Source organism: Spirosoma validum, from assembly GCF_014699035.1.
GTDB classification, from domain to species: Bacteria; Bacteroidota; Bacteroidia; order Cytophagales; family Spirosomataceae; genus Spirosoma; species Spirosoma validum.
Genome location: NZ_JACXAA010000030.1, coordinates 1 through 22,015, shown reverse-complemented (window position 1 = coordinate 22,015; position 22,015 = coordinate 1). Strand labels below are relative to the sequence as shown.

The window sequence follows — 22,015 nt, the reverse complement described above, 5'->3', positions numbered from 1 at the left end:
ATCTGAAAAAATCGATCCGTAGTAGCGGACAATCAAAATCGTTATTGGCATCATCAATTTAAAAAGTTGTCTCATTTTGGGGAGCCTTATTTGAGATCGGTATTTGGCTGGGGCAGACAGAAAAACACAATCTGCCCGCCCCGGTTAGCGAGGTTTTCCACATAATAGCGTAACTGGACCGTGCTGGAAATACCGGCATATCGGTTACTAGGAGAAGGCCTCCTTCAACTTATTATTAGCCATCCTCGACAGGGGTGCGCTGTTCGTGTAGAGTTAGGGGGAGCAAAGGCCAGATTAGAAAACTATCTTTTTAGCGGCTTGACCCAATCCAAGGCAAACTGATGGGCTTCATTAAGCCGATCTTTTTTCGCTAATTTACCCTCAACGATACGTTCTTCTTGCAGGTAGTGATCGCAATACGGATAGACCTTGTAGGTTAAATTATCTTTCCCTCGACGAATAAATTCCAGTTTGGCATAATCCATATCCAGAATCGTCTGGTTGTGGTCGCGCCCCCCGGCGATGTACAGAATAGGAATGCTTAAGCGTATCATGCTTTCCAAGGGCAGAGTCGTACAAAAGCTAGCCCACTTCTGATACGTGGCTCCATACCAATACCGCTTGGTGTCAGTCGGTGATTGGTAAATAGCGGCATACTGGGTGTAGAGGGAGTCAATAATGGTTTGTCCCTGTTCAGGAGTAAGTTCACTCTTCTCTACTTGTAGGCGGGTAGTCAGTAAAAAATCGTAGAACTGGTTCAGCGCGTTGCCTACAAAGCAGACCACATGGGTCACTTTCTTGTTCAGTACCGCTACTCGTGGAGCCACTTGAGACCCTTCCGAGTAGCCTAGCACAATGACCTGGCTTCTATCAACGGGTAGCTTTTTAAGTAGCCAGTCGATTACCTGAGATGCCGATTGGGCCCGCCAATCTAGACTATAGCGAGACTCGTATTCCGCATTAGTCGGGTAATACTCCTGGCCGGTCTGGGCGTAATGTAGGGAATCGGAGAAGGGAACCCCTGGCTTACTAATCAACACCACGTGATAGTCGTCGACATAGCGCTTGATGTCGAGTGGCACGGAGGTAAAATAGCGGTTAGGTCTTCGCTTATAAAAAATGGGCATATTACCTGACCCATCCAGATACAGTAGTAGCGGTTTTTGTTTTTTTGCCCCCAAAGTCTTGGTGACATGGATACTGAGTTTGCCCAGCGAAGCGGTTTGCAGTTGATAATGCTCGAAAAGAAGCTCATTTGGGTGCTGAGCGAATGCAATACGTACAAATACAGAAACCAATATTACTAGAGTGCCACGCATATAAAATAGAGTGTAATTCATTCGAAAGACACTAAGTGGTGGCTTTGTGTTGCATGAACAGGGATGGTAAAGCGGGATGACCACTATCCGTTATAGCTGCCCTAAGCTTGGTAGAAGTTCAATTAGTTGACAACAAAATTCATCTCATTTGGGAGCCATTTATGAGAATGTACTTTTCAATTTTCATATCTGTCAATCTCTACCAGTAGCCTACGCAGTTTGGAGTTTTATCGCCGTGGCGGACCAGCCGCTCGGGCTGGGCATACCCAGTCTTATGACAAGATATGAACTTTCAGCTCTATTTTTGCGGCTATGCTCCACTCAATGCGATCGTTTTTAAACCGACCACTGGCCGAAAATTTCTATGCTCGAACCCAGTTTCGATTGGCTCTGCAGTCAGGACTATACGTGTTTTTGCTGGCCGGCCTGCTCAACGGGGCGTATCAGGGAGGGGAGAGATTGGCCGCTGTAGCCGGGCTGTCGCTGGGGTGCGTAGCCACGGTGGTGTTTGCCAATAGTGTGCTGCCCCGGTTGCTCCCTGTTATCTACGATGAAGACCGCTGTACCCTAGGGCGGCATATTGTGCACACGCTGGTGGTCTTGCTGCTCATCACGAGTTGTAATGAGTTGACTCTAGACGTTTTAGGCATGACTCGCCCCTTCGTTTGGCAAAATGTACCTGATCGTGACCAGTATTGGTTTATTCCCGATAATGCTGGGGGTGTTTGTGGCCGAACAACGGCGGCTGAAACGCCATCTGGCCCAGGCCCAGGTGCTCAATCAGCAACTCGACTGGCATCCAGCCGCTCCGGTTGCCCCGCTCAACCCGTTACCCAATGCTAGCTTACCGCAACCGCTCGTGTAGTTGGTGTCCGAGAGTGGGCGGGAGCGGCTAACTCTGTCGCTCGATCAGCTACGCTACGTCGAGTCGGTGGACAACTATGTGGAGGTGCATTGGCTGGACGGCGATACGGCCCAGAAGACGGTCCTGCGTTCGACGCTGAAAGGCATCGAATCCGTTCTGGAGCAGCATCCGCAGTTTTTCCGCTGCCACCGGGCGTATCTGGTGAATTTGTCGGCGGTGGTTCATGCCGATGGCAACGCCCGCGGCTATCAGCTCACGCTCGAGGGGGTAAACCAGACGACACCGGTTTCGCGGAGCCTGCTGAGTGCGTTCGATGGCCGTCTAAAGGCCATTAGCCGCTTTCCCATTCGTCCCTAAACGTCCCGAATAGCCCCCAAACAGCCCCCTTTATCCCGTTCCCTTTGCCAGGTGTCCCACCCCCTTGTGGGGACAGGACACATCGGCCATGTTTGTCCCAATCATTTGCCACGACAAACTCGGTCAACCATTCGTTGGCCGTACGATCACTAGGCTATGAGCCAACAGGAAAACATAGGCAAGACAAAACAATCCACCATGGGAACCACTACATCGACCTTCGATAAGGCAGTCGTCCTAAAAATTACCCTTTACTTTGTGTTGGCCTTTGGCATTTCCTATGGCTTCCATTTATTGCCGAGCCTGCTGGCTTTACCAGGTATGAAATGGCTATTTACGGTCGGATTCGGCCCCTTCTTATCGACTATAGTAGTCAGTTATTGGTCTAAAACGCCCTTGTCACTGCGACTCTTTAGTAAAACGAGCTGGGTAAGAACCATGGAAGTTACTGGACTGGTCGTATTTTTAGTTGGGACACTCCTTACCAATATCCTATCCGGTAAGACCGATTATTACCTGATCATTTTCTGGACCCTGTATGCCCTTTTCTATGCACTATTAGAAGAATTGGGTTGGCGCGTTTTCTTAGGCAATGAATTGAGTAAGTATTCACTTTTTACGACCGTTCTAGTAAGTGGAGTGCTCTGGTTTGCTTGGCATTACTCCTTTGCTAATCGACTGACGATGGAGCATCCATTACGATTTTTAGCTATGATTGTGGGGGGAAGTGCCGGACTAGCCGAGTTTTACCGAAAAACAAAATCGTGGCTAATTGTAGGCATGGCCCACGCCCTGGTCAATGTAAATCCGCCAAGCCTGCCCATATTACTTATTTTTTTAGCAGTAACAATTGGCTTCCTGAAGTTTCATGAATATAAAAACAAGCAAGCGGCTGTGACCCGTATGCCATGTGAGCCTGAGTAGAATACTAATCCAACTTGGCAGTCTTAATGCGTCTATTGTCAACTCTCGAATGACACCAAAAACGCCCGAATTATCGATACGCCAATTTCTCATCGTCTCAGTTGGGAGCGTTTAGTGCGACGCTGGCTTTTGATAGCGATCTGATCTAATCAGCCCCCCACACGGTGATGGCTCACCGTGTGGGGGGCATTCGTAAGGGCTGTAAGCAGGCCGCAAGCCACTCAACACCGGCTCATCTCGCCAGCCCTTGGCCCTCAGGGCTGCACCACCGCCCCTAGCTCAACCACCTCAAAATAAGGATGATTCTCAAAGTAATGCCGCAGGGGCAGCATGTGCGAGGAGCCAAACAACACCACATACAACCTATCCTCGGGAGGCGACCGGCGCAAGATATTGGTGAAAATCTTGGCATTCCGGTCGTACCAGCTCGTCAGCAGCTCGACTCCCGTGTAATCACTATCGTAGCCATAAGCCGGGGGATACACCAGGTAGTCAGCCCGATCAATGGCGCCATAGGCTTTCGAGTTGATGTACAGATAGTACTCCGCCAGGGAACTGGCCGCTAAGGTTTTGGTCTTCTTGGGATAGGGGTAATCCAAACTGAGTAGTTTATAACTAGCCAGTTTGGCCTGGGCCAGCGAGTCGGTGGGCAATCGCTTGGCCCAGGCTTCCAGTTTATCATAGGGCAGGGGCTGCTGCTGGTCCACACACACCACCCGGCTTAGGCCCGCTTTGCTGGCGACCCGGATGGCCACCTGAAAGATTTCGTTGCGGATGGCGTTGGTGTCGAGTCGATGCGCCCGGTATTGCGCAAAGACGCTATCCCACTGGGCTTGTTCACCCGGCTCTCGCTCCACGAAGATCTGGTCGGGTTTGAGGGCAGCCAGTTGATTGGTCAGGTTTTGTAATTGCCGCTGTCGGTGGACCGAGAACAGATCATCAAACGAGATTTTGCCTTTATCGCCCGTGGCTCCGAAGTGGAAGGTGCCCATCAGCACGACTTTGATATGGGGAGGCGTAGGAGAAGGCGTTTGCCCCCAAGCCCCCCGGGCGCCCAGATTAATCGAAAGGAAACAAAGAATGGTGACCCGAAAGCAGAAAAGACGCATTGATGGCAGATTACTAGGTTACATTTGACTCACTAAGATAGAAAAAGTAGCGATCATCCTTTAAAAATGCCCCTTGACGAAACGGATATCCTAACGCCCGTTCGTTCCAGATAGGGGCCTTTTCTGAGAGTAGTTATAATGTAAGTTGTCATTTCGAGTAGATTCAACATTCCTCCTGGTTAGCATAAGAATCACCTATTCCCGTTTCTATACGCTTAAAAGATAGCGTACACCCCATGAAAATTGCCTTGATCAGCACCCTACTCGTTTTGGCTCAATTCGCCCTCGCACAAGTACCCATTACCTATAGGCTTCAAGTTCGGGGGGATACGGTTCGCTATTGGGTGGAAGCATTCAAGCTAACCGATGTCATTCGCTTCTCCACCATGGACTCGGTGCAAAACGTCAACTCACCCCAGAAATACCAAGGTGAACTCATCTCATTTGTGTTAGCCACGGGGAACCAGCCGTTTACCGCTGGCCACCAGAACGGTAAGCTGCTTACCCAGCGAATCGCCTTAACGAGTGGCTCGCTCACCAAATACATTCAGATTCGATTTCTTGGCGATATATCCGCTCACTTTTCGGCTGACTATCAACGGCAATTTCGGGGGAAGGTTACCTACGAAATCCCAGAAGCTTTCGAGTTGGCCAATATCGCCATGGCCCTAACGGAAGTCGGTCAGAAAGACCCCAATATGATTGAGCAGAAGGGAAACTATTTTGCCCGCATGAAGCAGTATTTCTCCCCCGTGAGTAAACATCGGTCGATCCTACGACTCAATGAGCAGTTGAAGACGGGGGGGTATACCTTCTATCAAGGTGTTCGCCAGAACGCGTACACGATGGCCTTAACCAAGCAAGGTAAACTCACTCTGGGGGGGATCTATGAGGCTATGTGGCCGGGAGCCAATGACATGGCCGAACACGCTGACGAATGGGCTGATTTCGTGCGTCAATCCGGTTTCCGAACATTCTATCAAGACAACCAGCCGTTTTATCAGCAGGACATTACCCAACTAAGACGACTCTTACCGGCTAAACAAATGCAGGCCTGGCTGGAAGGTCAATTTCCAGGCATTCGCTATGATAGTCAACGTCTTGTTTTTTCACCCCTGATTGGTGGCGCTCATGCAGCCCAGAAATTTGCCGATCAGGGGTATCGGGAGAGCCTACTGTTTATCAGTGATGCTAAAGCGTTCGATCAAACACGCTACTCGGAGGCCCAAATTTCGGCTCTATATTCGGGTATCGTCTTTACGGAGATCGATCACAACTATGTAAATCCTATCAGCGACAAACACCTTACGGCGATCAATGATGCCTTTAATGACCGCTCGAAGTGGACAAAAAAAGGGGACTCGGATCATTATGGGAGTGCGTATGAGGTATTTAATGAGTATATGACTCATGGTGTTCATCTGCTTTACATCCATGACCATTACCCGGCTGATGTCTACCAACTCGTACGTACCGATCGGGTCAAGTTGAATACTAACCAACGTGGCTTTTACCGCTTTGAGGCCTTCCTAGACGAATTGCAACGACTTTACAAAGCCAAAGGCCCCACTCAAACTATCGCCGATTTATACCTACCCGTATTAGCGTGGGCAAAGCGTATTGAGTGAAGGAACTAGTAAACAGTCTGGTGTAATGTGAGGGCATGTGGGACAGTTCGTTAAACGCCTGGATAGAATATACAAAGATTTTTTGTCTCAGCAGGGAGTCGTTGTTGATAGGTACAGCTTGATGTGTTTACCCACTGAGAGTTTCGACGGCGCTAACTTCTCTCAGCCGGTGAGGTAGCTTGCCACCGAATGGAAAGATGTTCTAGCTAAACCAGCCACTAGGTACCGTAAGTCAGCTGACTGGATGGAGCGCTGGAGCGCGCAGTGCATGTTATGCATCGATCAGCAGGAGCGGTTCACTTCCCCCATGCAGCATCGATTGGACACCGTTTTAGACGTAAATAAAAAGGCCAGTTAAACATCGTCTTGGGCAATAGTGTCTCGCGTCCTAGCCAGGAGAGAAAAGCCGTTGGAGCGTTCATATGGCTTCCCAGCGTGCTTTCAGCAAACGCGTAACCATTGATTTGGCGGGGTAAAAGTTGCTAAGAGGTGGTTGGAAAACCTTCAAGTATTCATTTGCGTAGCTATAAATGAACTACTTATGTACCTTTAAGCAGGAGCATGTCTGCTGAATGGTGTGAATAGAACGGGGCAGCCCCGCGTGACGAAAAGCAGCTTGGCAACTGCCAGGCTGCTTTTTTGTTTGGCGTTAAAATAAAACACCCGGCTACAATGAAGTAGATGGGTGTTTGCTACAGGGACCAGGTGCTACCTTAAATTGCTTCCCCTCTCGATTCGAGCTCTTTCTTGATCTGCTTTAGACTATTCACGTTTGTAATCAAAATAGGCAGTAAAGCGAAGGGGATTATAACCAGGGCGCTAAATCCTTTTTTGATGGATAGGAATAGGGCCATCACCAGCAGCACCAGGAGCATTCCAGCCAGCGTACCTGTGGCTATCTTGATTGTCTTGGCTTGCCGCTGGAGCTTCTCTATACTCATTTGGGAGAACTGATTCATACTACTAAGAGGAATAGTTGTTAGCTTACAAATAACACATTTACCCGCTGATTATCAACTCACATACAAGTTAATTTCTACGGGGCGGAAAACGAAGCGCACGGCTACTTATCACAGGTGGTCGGGCGCTTAGGCATTAGCTTGCCGGGATAAGCCGTATAGCCTAACCAGGAGTAGCCAGTTAACTAACCGTGTTTCTGCGGCTTATTTTCGCTTGGACACTTCTCAAATTTTTTGCGTACACACGGCCCGCTAAAAGAGCACCAATAAGCAAAAAGAGGTCACCATAAAACCGCCTGTATGGGTGGCCGACCAAATGGCAAAGCCCACCAAGATACCAACAAACAACGCAAACGGAATTTTCTGGGCGGTCATCTCTTTTCTTCTGCCACCAGTTGGTCCAGTGTCATTTTCGCATACTCTTTTTTTATAACCATGCTTCTTGCTGAGTCAGGGTACCGCTTGAAATAGAGTGTAAATTAGGGGTCGCTTCGGCGCTCCGATTCAAATGAGATTTGTAATTTATAATTAATGAATCCTCGTCTCATGTGGGAGGGTATTTTGAGATTAGACTTGCTACTCTTCCGGCCAAATGTTACTTAGTATCATGGCCAATAAAAGGTATCAGGTCCACTAAGCCGCGTGAAGCATTATTCACTGATCGCTGCGGCCAATCGAATTGATTGAGGGCCGTCTACGCTGCTTGTAAACCAGCTAGAACAAATGCCCTGGTATAGGTTGGGAGTTTATACCCACAAAAATGGGCAAAAAATCCACGGCTACTCATCAATGCGGACGCAACTAATTAAATGTAATGACTTGATAAATAATTAACTAACCTTCGATTTGATAGTTGGCATGATTTGAGTACAGGGGGATGTGGACGGGTTTTTATCTTCAGTTGTTCGCTGCTTTTCGCGCAGCTTTGCTATAGATCGATTTCGTTTAACTCAACGTTAGAAAAAATAGAAAAACTTGGAAAGCTCGGTATTGAACCGGGCTTTTATTTTATCCTAACTGTATTCACCAGGTAGCCATGAATGAGCATCCCATCATCTTTATTGACGCCGATGAAGATGATCATGATATGTTTAAACAAGTCTTGTCGGAGTTGGCCCTACCGCATCCTGTCCTCGTTTTTGCCAATGGCCAAACCGCCTTGGACTACTTGAAGACGACACCGGATATTCCCTTTTTAATTATTTCTGAAATGAGTATGCCGGGGATGAGTGGACTGGAGCTTCGACAACAAATTGATCGGGACCCAGGCCTGCGCAAAAAGTGTATTCCCTTCGTATTCATGACCCATCCCGTGGAAGAGAGGGCGGTCGAAGAAGCCTATGAATTAACTATTCAAGGCTTATTTGAAAAGAAGGCCACTTACGCTGCCTGGAAAGCACAGTTAGCGGCCATTATTGCCTACTGGACGGAGTGCCATCATCCCAAACGCATTACCCAGTAAATGAGCGAATTGTGAGACTGTAATTTTTTACTGTCCGTCAAACACCATCAGTCGCAGACGATTTTGGGTCGTTAGAGTTTGAGGCCGGATTAGCGCTGACGGAACCGTCCAATCGAGTGAATGGCAATGATAGAATTCATTCGGACGTTTTGTTTACTGACCGCCAGGACGGCTGCTTTTTACAATGTGACCCACAATAAATTCTGCATCTTCCCTGATCCCCAGGATTATTGCCGAATGGCGTTTCCTTAACCAGGGGAGCCCGATAAAATAAAGTCCATTGACTACGCCTACGCCGTTTCGATGCGTGGGTAACTTTTCTTCATTGAGCACGGGCAGTGGCAGGTAGCTGAAATCACCGCTAAACCCGGTGGTCCAGATGATTGAGGTAATAGCCTCCTCCACCAGATTCAGTTTAGTCAGATCAGACGCGCAGGAGGCATCTTCATCCGGCACGTCATCTAAATCAACGTCGGCAAGCGGAGCTAATACCTTATTTTTTTGAATGTACTCGTCGATGAGCTGTTTCACATGCCGGGAAAATTCGTCCGCATACTTGACGTTTGAGGATGTATTGGTCTGAAAAAAAATAGTATTTGCTTCGGCTCTGTCCGCTCGGCCCAGGATGACGGCTCCACTTCTGGCCAGGGACTGTAAGCTTGAGGTTTTCCCTCGCTCCCCGGCCCCCGACACCTGCGGGTTTTTGACCTGTAACAAAGATGGCTCAGTTACCTCATCAGTACGCGTATCATAAAACCCAATCTCAACCAGCCAGTCAAAAATATCTTTACCCCGGTATCGTCTTGGAATCCGGCCAACCCGGCCCGTCGAGAGAAAAACGTTCCGACCCGAACGCAGCAAATCCTGGGCGATCTGGGTTCCGGATTGGGCACTGCCTACCACCAGCACATTCCCATCAGGGAGTTGACGGGCATTTTTGTATTCACTAGCGTGTAGTTGCACCACCGACTTGGCTAGCTGATGGGCAAAGTCAGGTAGGCGAATCCTATTTTGCCCACCCGAAGCAATAACAAGCTGTTGGCTTAAGTAGGTTGTCTCTTTACCCGCTTCCGAGACGGTAACTCGATAAATAGCTTGTTCCTGATCTGTTTGCACGGACAACACCGTACAATATTGTTTGACGGGCAACTTTTCCTGTTGTGCATAGTTTTCCAGCGCTAGCGCGAATTCAGTGGCGCTGGCAAAGGCATCGGGGTCCTCAAAATAGGGCGCCTGGTGGGGAAGCAGATTTAATTTATTGGCTGAGTTCATCTTAAACGAGTCCCACCGCTGGGAACGCCAGACTTCCCCAATTCGTCCCTGCTCAAAGACCAGATGGCCAATGCCTTGTTTGGCCAGATAATAGCTGACGCAAATGCCGGCATGACCCGCGCCAACAACAATTACCTCTAGTACCGGCTTGTTCATGGGCCAATCGAATCAACGTGAGCAGGGCTGTCTGATAAGCAGTCAGCCCGGTGGGACAAGTAGCTAAGATCACTATTACTTTTAAGTTAAAAAAATGCAGCATTTTGTGAGAATTTCTATAGTCAATAGATTACGCACTCCCCAGCAGCGGGGCACTAGCTATACCACCGGGGTTTTTGTCCGAAACGTGCTGCCTGGAATCAGTGGGCGGTTTGGCTGGGCCGGTCGTAAATAGGGCGGGGTGAGTTAATACGGGCTCCAAGAAAAAAGCCCGTTTTAACTCACCCCGATCGGCCTTTATTGCTGGAAATAGTCAGTCTTGTCAGCGTCGACGTTGTTGGTGGCCCGGGCTTCGGTCATGCCGCTGGGCAGCACAATAACACTCAGGTTGATCACACCCGTGGTGGCCCCTGGACGCAATACCCCACTCAGGCCAACCGAGAGTTTGCCCCCAGCCCCAAGAATTTGATTCGTCGTCAACACGTAATAATTCGGGTCCGTCTGGTTAAACGTCCAGACGTCGTTTTGCACCCCTCGCCCCCCAACGGAAGTTGCACTCTGGGGCCAGCTCAGGGCGACTTTCGCGTCTTTGGTGATCTTGAGCGTCAGGTTACCGCTGGTGGCCACCCCGTTCAGCTCCACCACATCCACCACCACACTAACATCAGTAGTGCCGTAGGCGGTGGTGGGTCGGGCGTAGAGGATGGGCGTCAGGTCAGCCAGGATAAGAGCGGGCTGGGTTATGGTCAGGGTGGAGGGGACACTCACCCCTGAACAGCCAGCGGCATCAGTCGCCAACACGGTGAGGGTGAAACTGCCTGCCTGGGTGGGTGTGCCGCTCAGCGTACCCGTGGTGGCCAGCGTGAGACCCGGGGGCAGACTGCCGCTGGCCAGACTGTAGCTGTAAGGGCTACTGCCGCCCGACGCGGTGAAGGGTTGGCTGAAGGCTACGCCCACTGTTGCAGTATTCACGCTGGGGGCGGTGAGGGTAAGACCCGGCGTGGCCTGGAACTCATACGCCCCCATGTCGATACGGCCCCCGCTGGGGAAGATACGAGGGTTACCGGCCAGGTCGGTGGTCGGTCCATTGGCCGTAGTGTAAGTTGCGTTATCGCCCGCGTTGATGGCCGGTGCACAGGCGTTGAGCCGGGTATCGGTGGCACTCACAAACGGTGAGGTAGTCGTGATCAGGTTGTTGCCGCCATCGGTGTAACTAGAGCCCGATATTGAAGCATCCAGCAGACTATAGGTGATTATTACATCGCCAGCGTACCGAGAAAACGTATTCCCTCCGCCATTGCCCCACACCACACAGTTGATTAGCCTAGAGTTACCACCAACAGAAAACACTGCCCCCCCGCCAAAGTTATAACTAGAAGCTATATTACCCTGAAAACTACAGTTGGTTAGGGTAGGGTCACCGCCAGCTGTATATAGGCCCCCACCAGACTGAGCCGAATTGCTCTGGAAGCTACAGTTGGTCAGCGTTGGACTACTACTCGAGTTGGCTATCCCCCCGCCATAAGAAGCTGAGTTGCTCAGGAAGCTACAGTTGGTTAGGGTAGGGCTACTGGTAGAATTATACATACCTCCGCCATTGCGCAGATCGCTACTTCCGTTAGCGTTCCCATCGCGGATGACAAAGCCGTCCAGCACTGCCGTGTTGTCAATAGCTGAGTTGTTGATGACGTGGTAGTTGTTGTCGGCGGGGTCGCTAACCGTACCGATGTCGCCACTGAGCACCGTGGTGAAGCTACCAGGGTTGCGCTGGGACAGGGAAGGGCTACCATTAGCCGGAAAGCCCCCCAGGATGCGCACCCCACTCTTCATAGCAAAGCTGATGCTACGGTCGGTGTTGGCCTGGCCGCCGGGCTTGTAGGTGCCCTGCGCCACCCAGACCTGCTGCGCACCCACCAGGCCGATCTGGCTTTGCAGATCGCCACTGGCATCGGCCCAACTGCTCCCGCTACCCACTCCACCTACCCGGACGTAGCGGATGGGTACATCGGTTTGCACATCCAAGACGTAAGGGACACTCACCCCCGAACAACCAGCGGCATCAGTCGCCAACACGGTTAGAGTGAATCTACCCACCTGGGTGGGTGTACCGCTCAGTGTACCCGTGGAGGCCAGCGTGAGGCCCGTCGGCAAACTACCGCTGGCCAGACTGTAGCTATAGGGGCTACTGCCCCCCGACGCGGTGAAGCTCTGGCTGAAGGCTACGCCCACTGTTGCAGTATTCACGCTGGGGGCGGTGAGCGAAATCGTTGTGGGAGCGGCCTGATATTCGTAGGCGCCCATATCGATACGACCTCCGCTGGGGTAGACCCGGGCGTTACCGGCCAGATCGGTAGCGGGTCCGTTGGCTGCCAAGTAGGCTGCGTTGCTGCCGGTGTTGATGGCCGGTGCGCAGCTGTTGAGCCGGACATCGGTAGAACTCACAAACGGCGATACGCTGGTCGTCAGATTATTGCCCCCGTCAGTATAGCCCGTTACCGAGGCCTCCAACAGACTGTAGGTCGCCGACACACTACTCTGATTATTAGCGAACGTGTTGGCTCCTCCATTATCGAATACGACGCAGTTGATCAACGTAACTGTGCTGCTTATTGAGGTGTTGCTACTTGTATTGAACATCGCTCCGCCAAACTCGCTACCTGAATTACCCTGAAACGTACAGTTGATTACACTTGGATTGGCGTTATCATTGGTCATTGCCCCGCCCCCGCGAGCTGAATTGCCCTGGAAGTTGCAGTTAATTAACGTGGGACGACTGTTGGTAACATTGGCCATCCCCCCGCCAGCATTAATAGCTGTATTGCGTTGGAAGCTACAGTTGGTTACAGTCGGATTACTGGCATTATCATTGAACATTCCCCCGCCCAAAAAAGACGTATTACTTTCAAAGATACAGTTGGTTACACGTGGGCTGCTGCCTTTATTGCACATTCCACCCCCATAGAGTGCTGATGAGTTCTGACCGTTATCATAGCCATCGCGGATGAGAAAGCCATCGAGAACGGCCGAGTTGTCGATACCCGCGTTATTGAGGACGTGATAACTGTTATCGGCGTTGTTGCTTAGAGTGCCAATGTCACCACTTAGGATGGTAGTGAAACTGGCCGGGTTGCGCTGAGACAGGGTAGGGCTGCCACTGGCGGAAAAGCCTCCCAGGATGGTTATCCCGTTCTTCATGGCAAAGCTGATGGTTCGGTTGGTGTTGCCTGTGGGGCCGGGTTTGTAGGTGCCCTGGGCCACCCAGACCTGCTCCGCACCGGCCAGGTTGATCTGGCCTTGCAGATTGCCACTAGCATCGGCCCAACTGCTGCCGCTACCCGCTGCCCCGGCTCGGACGTAGCGAATGGGTGAATCGAGTTGCCCCTTCAGGACGTAGGGAGTACTCACTCCCGCACAGCCGGTGGCATTGGCCGCCTTGGCGGACAGAGTGAAGCTGCCCACCTGGGTAGGCGTGCCCGACAACACCCCCGTGGTGGCCAGCGTGAGACCCGGGGGCAGACTGCCACTGGCCAGCGAGAAGCTGTAGGGGCTGCTGCCGCCCGACGCGGTGAAGGGTTGGCTGAAGGCTACGCCCACTGTTGCAGTATTCACGCTGGGGGCGGTGAGGGTAAGACCCGGCGTGGCCTGGAACTCATACGCCCCCATGTCGATACGGCCCCCGCTGGGGAAGATACGAGGGTTACCGGCCAGGTCGGTGGTCGGTCCATTGGCCGTAGTGTAAGTTGCGTTATCGCCCGCGTTGATGGCCGGTGCACAGGCGTTGAGCCGGGCATCGGTAGAACTCACAAACGGCGTGAAGGCCGTCGTCAGGTTGCCCGTACCTGCATTGTAGCCCGTCGCCGAGGCCTCAAACAAACTATAGCTGGTAGTGATGAAGGCCACCGGCCCATTGGTGAACGTACTTGCCCCGCCATTGCCAAATACTACGCAGTTGGTCAACACAGGGTGGCTACCGCCCTGATAGCCCACACTGCCCATTGCCCCGCCCGAAGGAGCCGAGTTGGCCAGAAACGAACAGTTGATCAGGCTGGGGTTGCTGCTGCCGCCCGCGCTCCCATCGTTGTAGAGAGCCCCACCCAGGCTGTTGGCACTATTACTCAAAAAGAGGCAGTTGATCAGGCTGGGGTTGCTACTGCCACTCGAGTAACCCGCATTGTAGAGGGCCCCGCCCCGGTCGGCGGCCGCGTTGGTCTGGAAAATGCAGTTGCGAATCAAAGGACTACAGGTGTTGCCCGTTCCATTACCATTGTTGCGCATGCCCCCACCCGCATTATCAGGTGAGGCACTGGCGCTGGCATTGCCGCCGGTGATCAGAAAGCCGTCCAAGATGGCCGAGCTGGTCAGTCCGGCGGGGTTGTTGAGGACGTGGTAGCTGTTATCGGCGTTGTTGTTTGCGGTGCCAATGTCGCCACTGAGGGTGGTGGATGAAGGGCTACTCAAGGCCCGTTGGCTCAAGGTTGTTTCGCTACCCGCAAAGCCGCCATAGAGGGCTACCCCATTCTTCATGGCAAAGCTGAGGCTGCGATTGGTGTTGGCCTGGCCGCCGGGCTTGTAGAGGCCCTGGGCCATCCAGACCTGATCGCCCGCGGCACTGGCGTTGATCATGGCCTGCAGATCCCCGCTGGCGCTGGCCCAGGCGCTGCCATTACCGGTGGCCCCCGCTTTGACGTAGCGGATAGTAGGGGTTTGGGCCAAAGCGGTGCTGATACTAACCAACAGTAGGAACGTGTAGAAAAGGCGGTAAAAAGACCAGGCCGAAAAATGAGTAAGCGGTAGGCGTGTGTTCATCGATTAGGTAAACAGATTGATGGAGACCGCCCCCGTTAGCGAACGGAGCGGACAGCCTGGAAAACCGGCGGATGGCCGGGGCGTAGCGAAGCCAAAGGCCCCCTCGATCGCCGAAGCAAGATTAAGGATTTATCCAGGGAGGGACTCGGAGATTTCACCCAAAAACTCGGACAATTGTCCCAGTCGGGGAAAAAGCGGTTATTTTTTGGACAAATTCCGCTCCTGACCGGGGGAGCGGGCGCATTTATTGGTCAAGACTTGGCCGAGGTAGCTGGGCCCAGGAAGCCCACCTGGTGTGCGAGTGGGGCCCTGCCCAAAGCTGAGTCGTGGCTGGGTAGCGGCCAGGGCTACTCCGTGCCAAGCAGGGTAGGCTGGTAATTAATTGGCGGAGGTTGGCTTATCTGTTTCAGTAAACGCCCATTCTAAGGACCGCTTAGAGGAATATTCTCTCGTCTCATTTTGGAGCCTTTGATGAGAATTTTGTTTTCGATAGCTGACTATTACATTATTGCCTGTCTCATCTAGTCAGAAGCCTTTTAAGGGATGAACTGGGTGTAAAACAGCAATAAGAGAAGCGTTGACGGCGGTTACTCTAGGGTAACAATCTGCTTTCAGGAAGTGCGCTTTGAATCAGAATAACGATGCCCACGAGTAGAGCAGCCCCACCTAAGATAGTCAACAGAATGGCCAAGACCATTTGATAGGTTGGTTTATAGGCTCTGATCTCAAGCGCGTAAGTTCGCTCTGGGTCAGAGTCCGGCATTTCGAGCTGGTAATCTCCGGGCTCAGCCCAGAAGGTGAACAATTGGAAACGTGTTTCCCCTATACCACTGACCATTACATTGGAATAGGCTTTGTGAATCAACAGGGGTTTACCAGTTGGCATGGAGGCAATGATGGGCGCGGGCATCTTCAGGGAAGCCTGTCCATAGGTTTTACGGCTCTGCCAAATGGCATACTTGCCGGCTTTAGTTACCAAAAAAGGGTTGATCGACTGAATCGGGGGCAGGTTGCCGATCAGGGAGCTACCGACCCACTTTAGCAACTGGCGAATCCCCTGTCGGAGCCCCAGGCTACCGATCAGGATCAGCAGGGTAGCTATAAACCATAAGGGGAGATGCATATAGTTTTTTCAAATATGAGCGTTATAGCAAACGCTCAGCTACTTCATAGTAACTAGGCGTTGGCTATAAATACGGGTAGTTCGGCGGAAAGGGAAATAATTCGTCACTTGGCCCTTTTAACCGGGTGAACTGCCTCAACCAAGACAAGGGGGTTATAAGGGTCAAAAAGTCATAGTTTATTAGCCTTGATAGGTGTTACTCAGATCGGCGTCTACCCCACTCCCCCCCTTCAGGGTTAGCAAAGAAAGGGGCCCATAGCTACGCAGCCGGGGCTTATGGTAACGTCGCTTTGCCAAAGTTGCGGTCCGCGAGGTTTCTTGTGCGCGATTCATTATTCGTAGCTAGTATCGGTGAAATAGATGAGCGAAGACTTAGCGAATAATCCGGTAGTGCTGCACCGACGAACCCCGCCCATAGAGCCGCAGCAGGTAGTGCCCCGCTGCCAAATTCGCCGGTAAGCCAAACTGGGCGAGCCGGCCGGGCTGCCCCACCGAGACGAGCACCTTACCGCTACTATCCAGCAGCTCGTAACGCTCATAGGACTGGGCCGGCTCCAGACTCAGCTGCCCACTGGCGGGGGCGGGGTTGGGAAACAGCACCCCCCCCGCCAGTGGGCCCTCCCCACGTATGGCGATGAGCGCACTCAGGTGCTGGGAACCGTCAAAGTCGGTTTGGCGAAGCTGGTAGTAGCTCAACCCGGCGGGGGGGGCAGCGTCCAGGTAGCTGTAGCTCAGCAAGCTACTGGCATGGCCGGCCGGGGCCAGCGAGGGCAAACTGGCGATGGCTTCCAGGCTGGTGGGCTGAGGACCCCGGAGCAGGGTGAAGCCCGCGTTGCTGGTTTCCAGACTGGTTTGCCATTCGAGCTGGTGGCCGCTGGCGGTGGCCCGTCCGTTGAAGTAGACCAGCCTAACGGGCAGGGCCGAGCGCACGGTAACCGTCGCGGATGCGACAGCTGAACAGGTGGGGCTGATACCGGTCACCGAGTAGGCGGTGGTGGTGGTGGGCGTGACGGAGATGGGGTTGGCAGTCTGGCCGGTGGACCACTCGTAGTAGCTGGCCCCCCCACCGGAGAGGGTGGCGCTTTGGCCCTGGGTGATGGTCTGGCTGGCCGGGCTGATGGTGACCGTAGGCGTGGTGGTCAGCAGCACCGTCACGGTGTCGTCATCCTGATTGGCTACCACCAGGTCGGGCCGGCCGTCCCCATTGAGGTCCCCGACAGCGACCGAGGAGGGACGTTCACCCACCCTAAAACCGGTAGGGGCAGCAAAGCGCCCCTGCCCGGTGTTCAAGAGTAAGACCACCGTATTTCTATCCGTATTGGCCGTCACCAGGTCGGGCCGGCCGTCGCCGTTGAGGTCCCCGATGGCGACCGAGTAGGGTAAACCATATATCGGATATACGAGACGGTCAGCAAATCTTCCCGACCCGTTGTCCAAGAGCACCGCCACCGCTTCCCCATCGCCCGTCACCAGGTCGGGCCGGCCGTCGCCGTTGAGGTCCCCAATGGCGACGGATAGGGATAAATTATCCACAGGATAACGGTCATAGGTACGGAAGCCTACACGCCCGGTTGTTAACCCGGTGTTCAAAAGCAACGACACTGTGAAGTTATCACGATCAGGGGTCGCCAGGTCCCACAGGCCGTCCCCGTTAAGATCCCCGGCGGCTACTGATAAGGGCATACTACTCACGCCAAAAGGGGTAGGGGCAGCGGTGAAGCTTCCCGACCCGGTGTTGCCGTTCCCGAACACCGTTTTGTCAACCCCATTGACCGTCATCAGTTCGGGCTGGCCATCGCCGTTGAGATCCCCGATGGCGACTGATAAGGGCGCATTACCCGTCCTAAAACTGGTACGGGCAGCAAAGCTTCCCGACCCGGTGTTCAAAAGCACCGACACTGTGTTGTCTAACCGATCGGCCGTCACCAGGTCAGGCCGACCATCGCCGTTGAGATCCCCGATGGCGACCGAGGAGGGCGCATTACCCACCCTAAAAGTGGTAGGGGGGCTAAAGCATTGGGACCAGCCTAAGCTGCTCACGCACAGCAGCCCCAGCAGCGCCCCTGTCACCATACGTCGGTGGCGGTAGGCGTAGAAAACCGTACCAAGTGGGGAGTGAGCTTGTATAAGATACTGCATCTATAAGGGGTAAGTGAATAAAGGATGTTAAAACCCAGGCAAGCGGAACACTGCTTGTTCGAAAAGTAGGTAAAAGTTCGCTCAACAGGGTAGCTCCCCCGTCAATATGTCAAACCGATTGCGGGGAAGCCGCTTTTATGGTTAGGGATGGATAGCGGTTCAGAAAGTCATACCTTTATGAACCTTAGTCTATTAGATAGTTAAGAGGTCAAATTGTGATAAAAATTAGGTTCAGAAAATGGATTCAGAAATTAGTCTCCCCTTCGTTTTATGACACCAACTTTTTGAGCTGTCAGTAAAAATAAATCAGTTAGTTAAGTGGCCAATAACATTCAAACGACGAAAAATGTACTTTTCCTCAGAACTACCCAAATACTGTTTGTTTCCTTTAAATCGCTTCTCCTCTCGATTCGAGTTCCTTTTTGATCTGCTTTAAACTATTCACGTTTATAAGCACAATAGGTAGTAGACCGAAGGGGACTACAACTAGAGTGCTAAATCCTTTTTTGATTGAGAGTAGGATGGCCATCACTAGAAGCACCGCGAGCATGCCAGCCAGCATACCGGTGACTAGTTTGATTGTTTTGGCTTGCTTCTGGAGCTTTTCTACGCTCATTTGGGAGAAGGGGTTCATAATAAGAAGGAGGAATAGTTGTCGGCTTAAAAATAGCGCATTTACCCGCTGAATATCAATCCATAGAAGGGTTAATTTCCACGTGTCGGAAAAATAAGCGACTGACCACTTGTGATGAGTGGCCGGGCGCTTAGGCATTAGCTTGCCGGGATAAGTAGTATATCTTAACCAAGCGTAGCGAGTTAACTAACCGTGTTTCTGCAGCTTATTTCCGCTTGGACACTTGTCAAGTTTTTTGCGTACACACGGCCCGCTAAAAGAGCACCAATAAGCAAAAAGAGGTCACCATAAAACCGCCTGTATGGGTGGCTGACCAAATGGCAAAGCCAACCAAAATACCCACAAACAACGCAAACGGAATTTTCTGGGCGGTCATCTTTTTTCTTCTGCCACCAGTTGGTCCAGTGTCATTTTCGCATACTCTTTTTTTATAACCATGCTTCTTGCTGAGTCAGGGTATTGCTTGAAATAGAGCGTAAATTAGGGGTTTCAAACCGCTGGTACTGTCGTGAAAAGCAAGTTTTGGGTTAGGATTTTTTTAATATCTTTGATTCACCCAAAGGACAACTCTGCCACGGCAGATTGATCCTGTGTAGTCCCGCTAGTCGGGACTATTTTTTTTGCACTCTGATCTGGCTTGCTAGTTAACGAAGCTTTTACTTCCGCCGGAGTCGACTGCTTTGGAACATACTTAGTTTGATGACGCCATAACGCGTAAGCTAGTAGGAGTAATTTCTTCTTAACAGCCACATAGGCTTTCATCGCTCCGGCGACCCGGTTTGGTATTGGTCTTTTGATAGACTCGTTCGTAAAGAGCTTGACAAGTTGGCTCCCCAAAGCGAACCGCATTGAAGGCGGGTAAATGCAGAATACGGCGAATACGACTATTACCCTTTTTAGATATCCGAGTTTTGCCAGAACGATTGCCCGAGCGCACGGGCGCCCCCGTGATTCTCAATCACATCATAGCCGCCCGGCGGCCCGGCCGCATAACTGACTAATTGTCGTTGGTTAGCGAAGCCGCCACGGGGCGCCCCGCTCAAACCCATTGGTTTCAGCAATCAAAACCGCCACCGATAGAAGTGCTAACCCCTTGATGGCCGTCAGGCGTTCGATCTGTTCTTTCAGAGTAGCATCCTGCTCAATGAGTTGGTGAATAGCTGTCTCCAAAGATTCTAGCTGTTGATCATAGACAGCTAGTAGTTTGGCGTTCTGTTTTGTGATAAAATCATCGCCTATCGCGCTGTAATCCAGGGCATGTTGCTGGTTACGGCACTGGGTTTTCCATCGCACCGGCGACCCGGTCCTGAAGCCGCTGATGCTGTCGGGTTAGCAAGCGTAAACTGTAGATGTTCTTGGATAAGGGCCGCTTCGGCCTTTAGATTTGAGCCGTTGTATGATTCCAAGATGAGTCGTGTAACTTGATGCCACCGCCACGGCGGACCGTTCACAAAGCGTGAGCGACCAACCCCAGCAGAGGTACCTTAACGCGTCGGCAAGGCTTACGACCTATGGACCGAACGGTCCGCCGTCGCGGTAAAGACTCTGCTGGGATATCTTAGACGTTGTCTTCAGCAGGGTGGCCTGTGCCATAGAAATGCGGGTTCGTGGCCCATGAGCAAGGTATTGAACCGGGCCGCCGGAGCGGGTGTCTATATGTTGGTCAACTCGTTTACTTTTTACCCGGTAAAGTTATGCAATTCGACCGCGCGGGCGGCCCCGTATTTCATTGGCGTGGATGTGTCCAAAGTTACTCTCGACTTTGCGGTTGCTAAAACCAATCAAGTCCTGTTTCATCAGCAGGTCAGCAATGATCAAAAAGGCATTACTGATTTCCTTAAGGCGTTACGTCAGCAAACCAAAGCAAGTATTGAACAGTGTCTATTTTGCCTGGAATTTACAGGCATCTACAATAACCCACTTCTAAAAAAACTTCATCAGCTTTCAGCTTCCATTTGGATCGAGCGAGCAGTTCACATCCGGGAAAGCATAGGATTCACGCGGGGCAAAAACGATCAAATTGATGCCAAACGGATTGCCCTATTTGCTTATAAAATCGGATCGCCGAAGCGACCGCGACGAAGCCCGTTTGTGGACCCCACCACGCCCTGTTATTGCCCAGTTAGACCGATTGACTGCTCAGCGGGCTCGCCTGGTGAAGGTGATCAAAATCTTACAGACACCACTAACCGGCTCGGAGGGCTTCATTGACAAAGCGGATCGAAAAGCCAATCAGCAGGCCTGTACGGCCTCGTTGAAATCGCTCAAGGCTGATCGCCCGGCGACCCGGCTCAAATCAGTCGATAAATCAATTGTAGAACTGGCCAGGCAAGACCCTGAACTCAATCGACTTTTCGAGCGAGTCACCGCCCGGCGGCCCGGTTCCGTAGTCGGTATTAGCCAGACCACGGCTGCTGAGATCATTGTCACGACGAACGACCGGGCCGCCGGAGCGGTTTAAAGCCATTGCTGATCCAAAAAAGTTTGCCTGCTATGCTGGAGTAGTTCCCTTCGAACGGAGTTCAGGTCAGCGTAGAGGCCGTCCTCAGGTGAGTCATCGAGCCAATAAAAAAGCGGCCACCGCGTGGTCAAATCGCTACTTCACATGGGGGCCATGTCAGCGGTTCAGCATTGTGCGCAACTCAAAGCCTACTACGACCGAAAAGTGGGTGAAGGCAAGAACAAAATGTTAGTACTTAATAACGTCCGGAACAAGATTGTCCTGCGTATTTTCGCATGCGTTCGGGAAGACCGAAATTATGACGAAAAGTATGTGCATTCACTTGTTTAGATCATAGAAATCGGTCCGATTCCACAGAGTAAGTTGTTGTTCCAGACCCATTCGAGCCAACCCTTGGGCATCAATTTTATCATTCTTGGATCGCTCCGGCGCCCCGGTTATAGCCTAAGCTTTTCAGGTAATGTTTCGCCTTGTTAGGCAATAGAATACAGACCGACTGATCCGTTTGATAGAGGTACCAGGCTACAGCTTCATGGTAAACGCCTGTCGACTCCATCACATAGCGGAGTGGCAAGCCGTCCGCTTTTTTACAATGCTTATTAACCCAGTGCTCTAACTGAACAAAAGTAGCCGGTTTGTTGGCCACTTTAGTCGACCCTTTGACGACGACTAGGCCGTCAGTGTCGATTACCGACAGGCAGACTTGAAGCGACTCTTTACTGATCCGGGCCGCCCTTTAGGTTTGAGGGCCGGTAAGATTTCAAGATTTAGTAGCTTATCAGCAGTCAACCAGAATGGGAT

17 protein-coding genes and 1 pseudogene are annotated in these 22,015 nt (G+C 51.9%); 6 read left to right on the top strand and 12 right to left on the bottom strand.

Going from position 1 to position 22,015, the window contains the following annotated elements; translation table 11 throughout:
- Positions 1-302 precede the first annotated feature (302 nt).
- Positions 303-1,319, bottom strand: a complete 1,017-nt coding sequence (locus IC230_RS33110) for an alpha/beta hydrolase family protein (RefSeq protein ID WP_191043372.1) — start codon at positions 1,317-1,319, stop codon at positions 303-305.
- 324 nt (positions 1,320-1,643) lie between these two features.
- On the opposite strand from IC230_RS33110, the gene IC230_RS34365 reads away from it, so the two are divergent.
- The 3 genes from IC230_RS34365 to IC230_RS33100 all read left to right on the top strand — a co-directional run bounded on the left by IC230_RS34365 (position 1,644) and on the right by IC230_RS33100 (position 3,465).
- The gene (locus tag IC230_RS34365; protein ID WP_223861022.1) at positions 1,644-2,162 is read left to right on the top strand and encodes a hypothetical protein; all 519 of its coding nucleotides are present in this window, start codon (positions 1,644-1,646) and stop codon (positions 2,160-2,162) included.
- An 88-nt stretch (positions 2,163-2,250) separates the two neighbouring features.
- Positions 2,251-2,541, top strand: coding sequence for a LytR/AlgR family response regulator transcription factor (locus IC230_RS34360; RefSeq protein WP_317171893.1), 291 nt, complete (start codon positions 2,251-2,253; stop codon positions 2,539-2,541).
- Positions 2,542-2,697: 156 nt separating this feature from the next.
- Positions 2,698-3,465 (top strand): CPBP family intramembrane glutamic endopeptidase, encoded by a 768-nt coding sequence (locus IC230_RS33100; RefSeq protein ID WP_223861020.1) that lies wholly within the window; start codon positions 2,698-2,700, stop codon positions 3,463-3,465.
- A gap of 254 nt (positions 3,466-3,719) precedes the next feature.
- Here the strand turns inward: IC230_RS33100 and IC230_RS33095 are convergent, their stop codons facing one another.
- Positions 3,720-4,574, bottom strand: coding sequence for a DUF5694 domain-containing protein (locus IC230_RS33095; RefSeq protein WP_191043371.1), 855 nt, complete (start codon positions 4,572-4,574; stop codon positions 3,720-3,722).
- A 236-nt stretch (positions 4,575-4,810) separates the two neighbouring features.
- Here IC230_RS33095 and IC230_RS33090 point away from each other — a divergent pair, with 236 nt between their 5' ends.
- Complete coding sequence (locus IC230_RS33090; RefSeq protein WP_191043370.1) at positions 4,811-6,202, top strand: DUF4932 domain-containing protein; 1,392 nt, start codon at positions 4,811-4,813, stop codon at positions 6,200-6,202.
- 713 nt (positions 6,203-6,915) lie between these two features.
- Here IC230_RS33090 and IC230_RS33085 read toward each other — a convergent pair.
- Positions 6,916-7,161: a redox-active disulfide protein 2 gene (locus IC230_RS33085; protein ID WP_191043369.1), complete on the bottom strand. Its 246-nt coding sequence runs from the start codon at positions 7,159-7,161 to the stop codon at positions 6,916-6,918.
- A 1,036-nt stretch (positions 7,162-8,197) separates the two neighbouring features.
- Between IC230_RS33085 and IC230_RS33080 the strand changes: the two genes are divergently transcribed.
- A complete protein-coding gene (locus IC230_RS33080; protein WP_191043368.1) occupies positions 8,198-8,623 on the top strand; it encodes a response regulator in 426 nt (141 codons plus the stop codon).
- Between the two features lie 153 nt (positions 8,624-8,776).
- Here IC230_RS33080 and IC230_RS33075 read toward each other — a convergent pair whose 3' ends face one another.
- The 8 genes from IC230_RS33075 to IC230_RS34340 form a co-directional block, all read right to left on the bottom strand.
- Complete coding sequence (locus tag IC230_RS33075; protein WP_191043367.1) at positions 8,777-10,051, bottom strand: flavin-containing monooxygenase; 1,275 nt, start codon at positions 10,049-10,051, stop codon at positions 8,777-8,779.
- A gap of 297 nt (positions 10,052-10,348) precedes the next feature.
- Positions 10,349-14,857, bottom strand: a complete 4,509-nt coding sequence (locus tag IC230_RS33070; protein ID WP_191043366.1) for a beta strand repeat-containing protein — start codon at positions 14,855-14,857, stop codon at positions 10,349-10,351.
- A 592-nt stretch (positions 14,858-15,449) separates the two neighbouring features.
- Positions 15,450-15,980 (bottom strand): hypothetical protein, encoded by a 531-nt coding sequence (locus IC230_RS33065; RefSeq protein ID WP_191043365.1) that lies wholly within the window; start codon positions 15,978-15,980, stop codon positions 15,450-15,452.
- 372 nt (positions 15,981-16,352) lie between these two features.
- The gene (locus IC230_RS33060; RefSeq protein WP_191043364.1) at positions 16,353-17,969 is read right to left on the bottom strand and encodes a T9SS type A sorting domain-containing protein; all 1,617 of its coding nucleotides are present in this window, start codon (positions 17,967-17,969) and stop codon (positions 16,353-16,355) included.
- A 538-nt stretch (positions 17,970-18,507) separates the two neighbouring features.
- The gene (locus tag IC230_RS34355; RefSeq protein ID WP_223861018.1) at positions 18,508-18,891 is read right to left on the bottom strand and encodes a hypothetical protein; all 384 of its coding nucleotides are present in this window, start codon (positions 18,889-18,891) and stop codon (positions 18,508-18,510) included.
- Positions 18,892-19,492: 601 nt separating this feature from the next.
- Complete coding sequence (locus IC230_RS34350; protein WP_317171891.1) at positions 19,493-19,690, bottom strand: transposase; 198 nt, start codon at positions 19,688-19,690, stop codon at positions 19,493-19,495.
- 74 nt (positions 19,691-19,764) lie between these two features.
- Positions 19,765-19,923, bottom strand: coding sequence for a hypothetical protein (locus IC230_RS34345; protein ID WP_223861016.1), 159 nt, complete (start codon positions 19,921-19,923; stop codon positions 19,765-19,767).
- A gap of 65 nt (positions 19,924-19,988) precedes the next feature.
- Positions 19,989-20,159 (bottom strand): hypothetical protein, encoded by a 171-nt coding sequence (locus IC230_RS34340; protein WP_223861015.1) that lies wholly within the window; start codon positions 20,157-20,159, stop codon positions 19,989-19,991.
- A 322-nt stretch (positions 20,160-20,481) separates the two neighbouring features.
- On the opposite strand from IC230_RS34340, the pseudogene IC230_RS34945 reads away from it, so the two are divergent.
- Positions 20,482-21,544, top strand: a pseudogene (locus IC230_RS34945) (IS110 family transposase).
- Positions 21,545-21,623: 79 nt separating this feature from the next.
- Here IC230_RS34945 and IC230_RS33040 read toward each other — a convergent pair.
- Positions 21,624-21,902: a transposase gene (locus IC230_RS33040; protein ID WP_317171895.1), complete on the bottom strand. Its 279-nt coding sequence runs from the start codon at positions 21,900-21,902 to the stop codon at positions 21,624-21,626.
- Positions 21,903-22,015: the final 113 nt, after the last annotated feature.

Bases quoted from the DNA above. Each gene is read 5' to 3' on its own strand.
- IC230_RS33110 (WP_191043372.1), bottom strand. From the start codon at position 1,319: ATGCGTGGCACTCTAGTAATATTGGTTTCTGTATTTGTACGTATTGCA.
- IC230_RS34365 (WP_223861022.1), top strand. From the start codon at position 1,644: ATGCGATCGTTTTTAAACCGACCACTGGCCGAAAATTTCTATGCTCGA.
- IC230_RS33100 (WP_223861020.1), top strand. From the start codon at position 2,698: ATGAGCCAACAGGAAAACATAGGCAAGACAAAACAATCCACCATGGGA.
- IC230_RS33095 (WP_191043371.1), bottom strand. From the start codon at position 4,574: ATGCGTCTTTTCTGCTTTCGGGTCACCATTCTTTGTTTCCTTTCGATT.
- IC230_RS33090 (WP_191043370.1), top strand. From the start codon at position 4,811: ATGAAAATTGCCTTGATCAGCACCCTACTCGTTTTGGCTCAATTCGCC.
- IC230_RS33085 (WP_191043369.1), bottom strand. From the start codon at position 7,161: ATGAATCAGTTCTCCCAAATGAGTATAGAGAAGCTCCAGCGGCAAGCC.
- IC230_RS33080 (WP_191043368.1), top strand. From the start codon at position 8,198: ATGAATGAGCATCCCATCATCTTTATTGACGCCGATGAAGATGATCAT.
- IC230_RS33075 (WP_191043367.1), bottom strand. From the start codon at position 10,051: ATGAACAAGCCGGTACTAGAGGTAATTGTTGTTGGCGCGGGTCATGCC.
- IC230_RS33070 (WP_191043366.1), bottom strand. From the start codon at position 14,857: ATGAACACACGCCTACCGCTTACTCATTTTTCGGCCTGGTCTTTTTAC.
- IC230_RS33065 (WP_191043365.1), bottom strand. From the start codon at position 15,980: ATGCATCTCCCCTTATGGTTTATAGCTACCCTGCTGATCCTGATCGGT.
- IC230_RS34355 (WP_223861018.1), bottom strand. From the start codon at position 18,891: ATGCCTAAGCGCCCGGCCACTCATCACAAGTGGTCAGTCGCTTATTTT.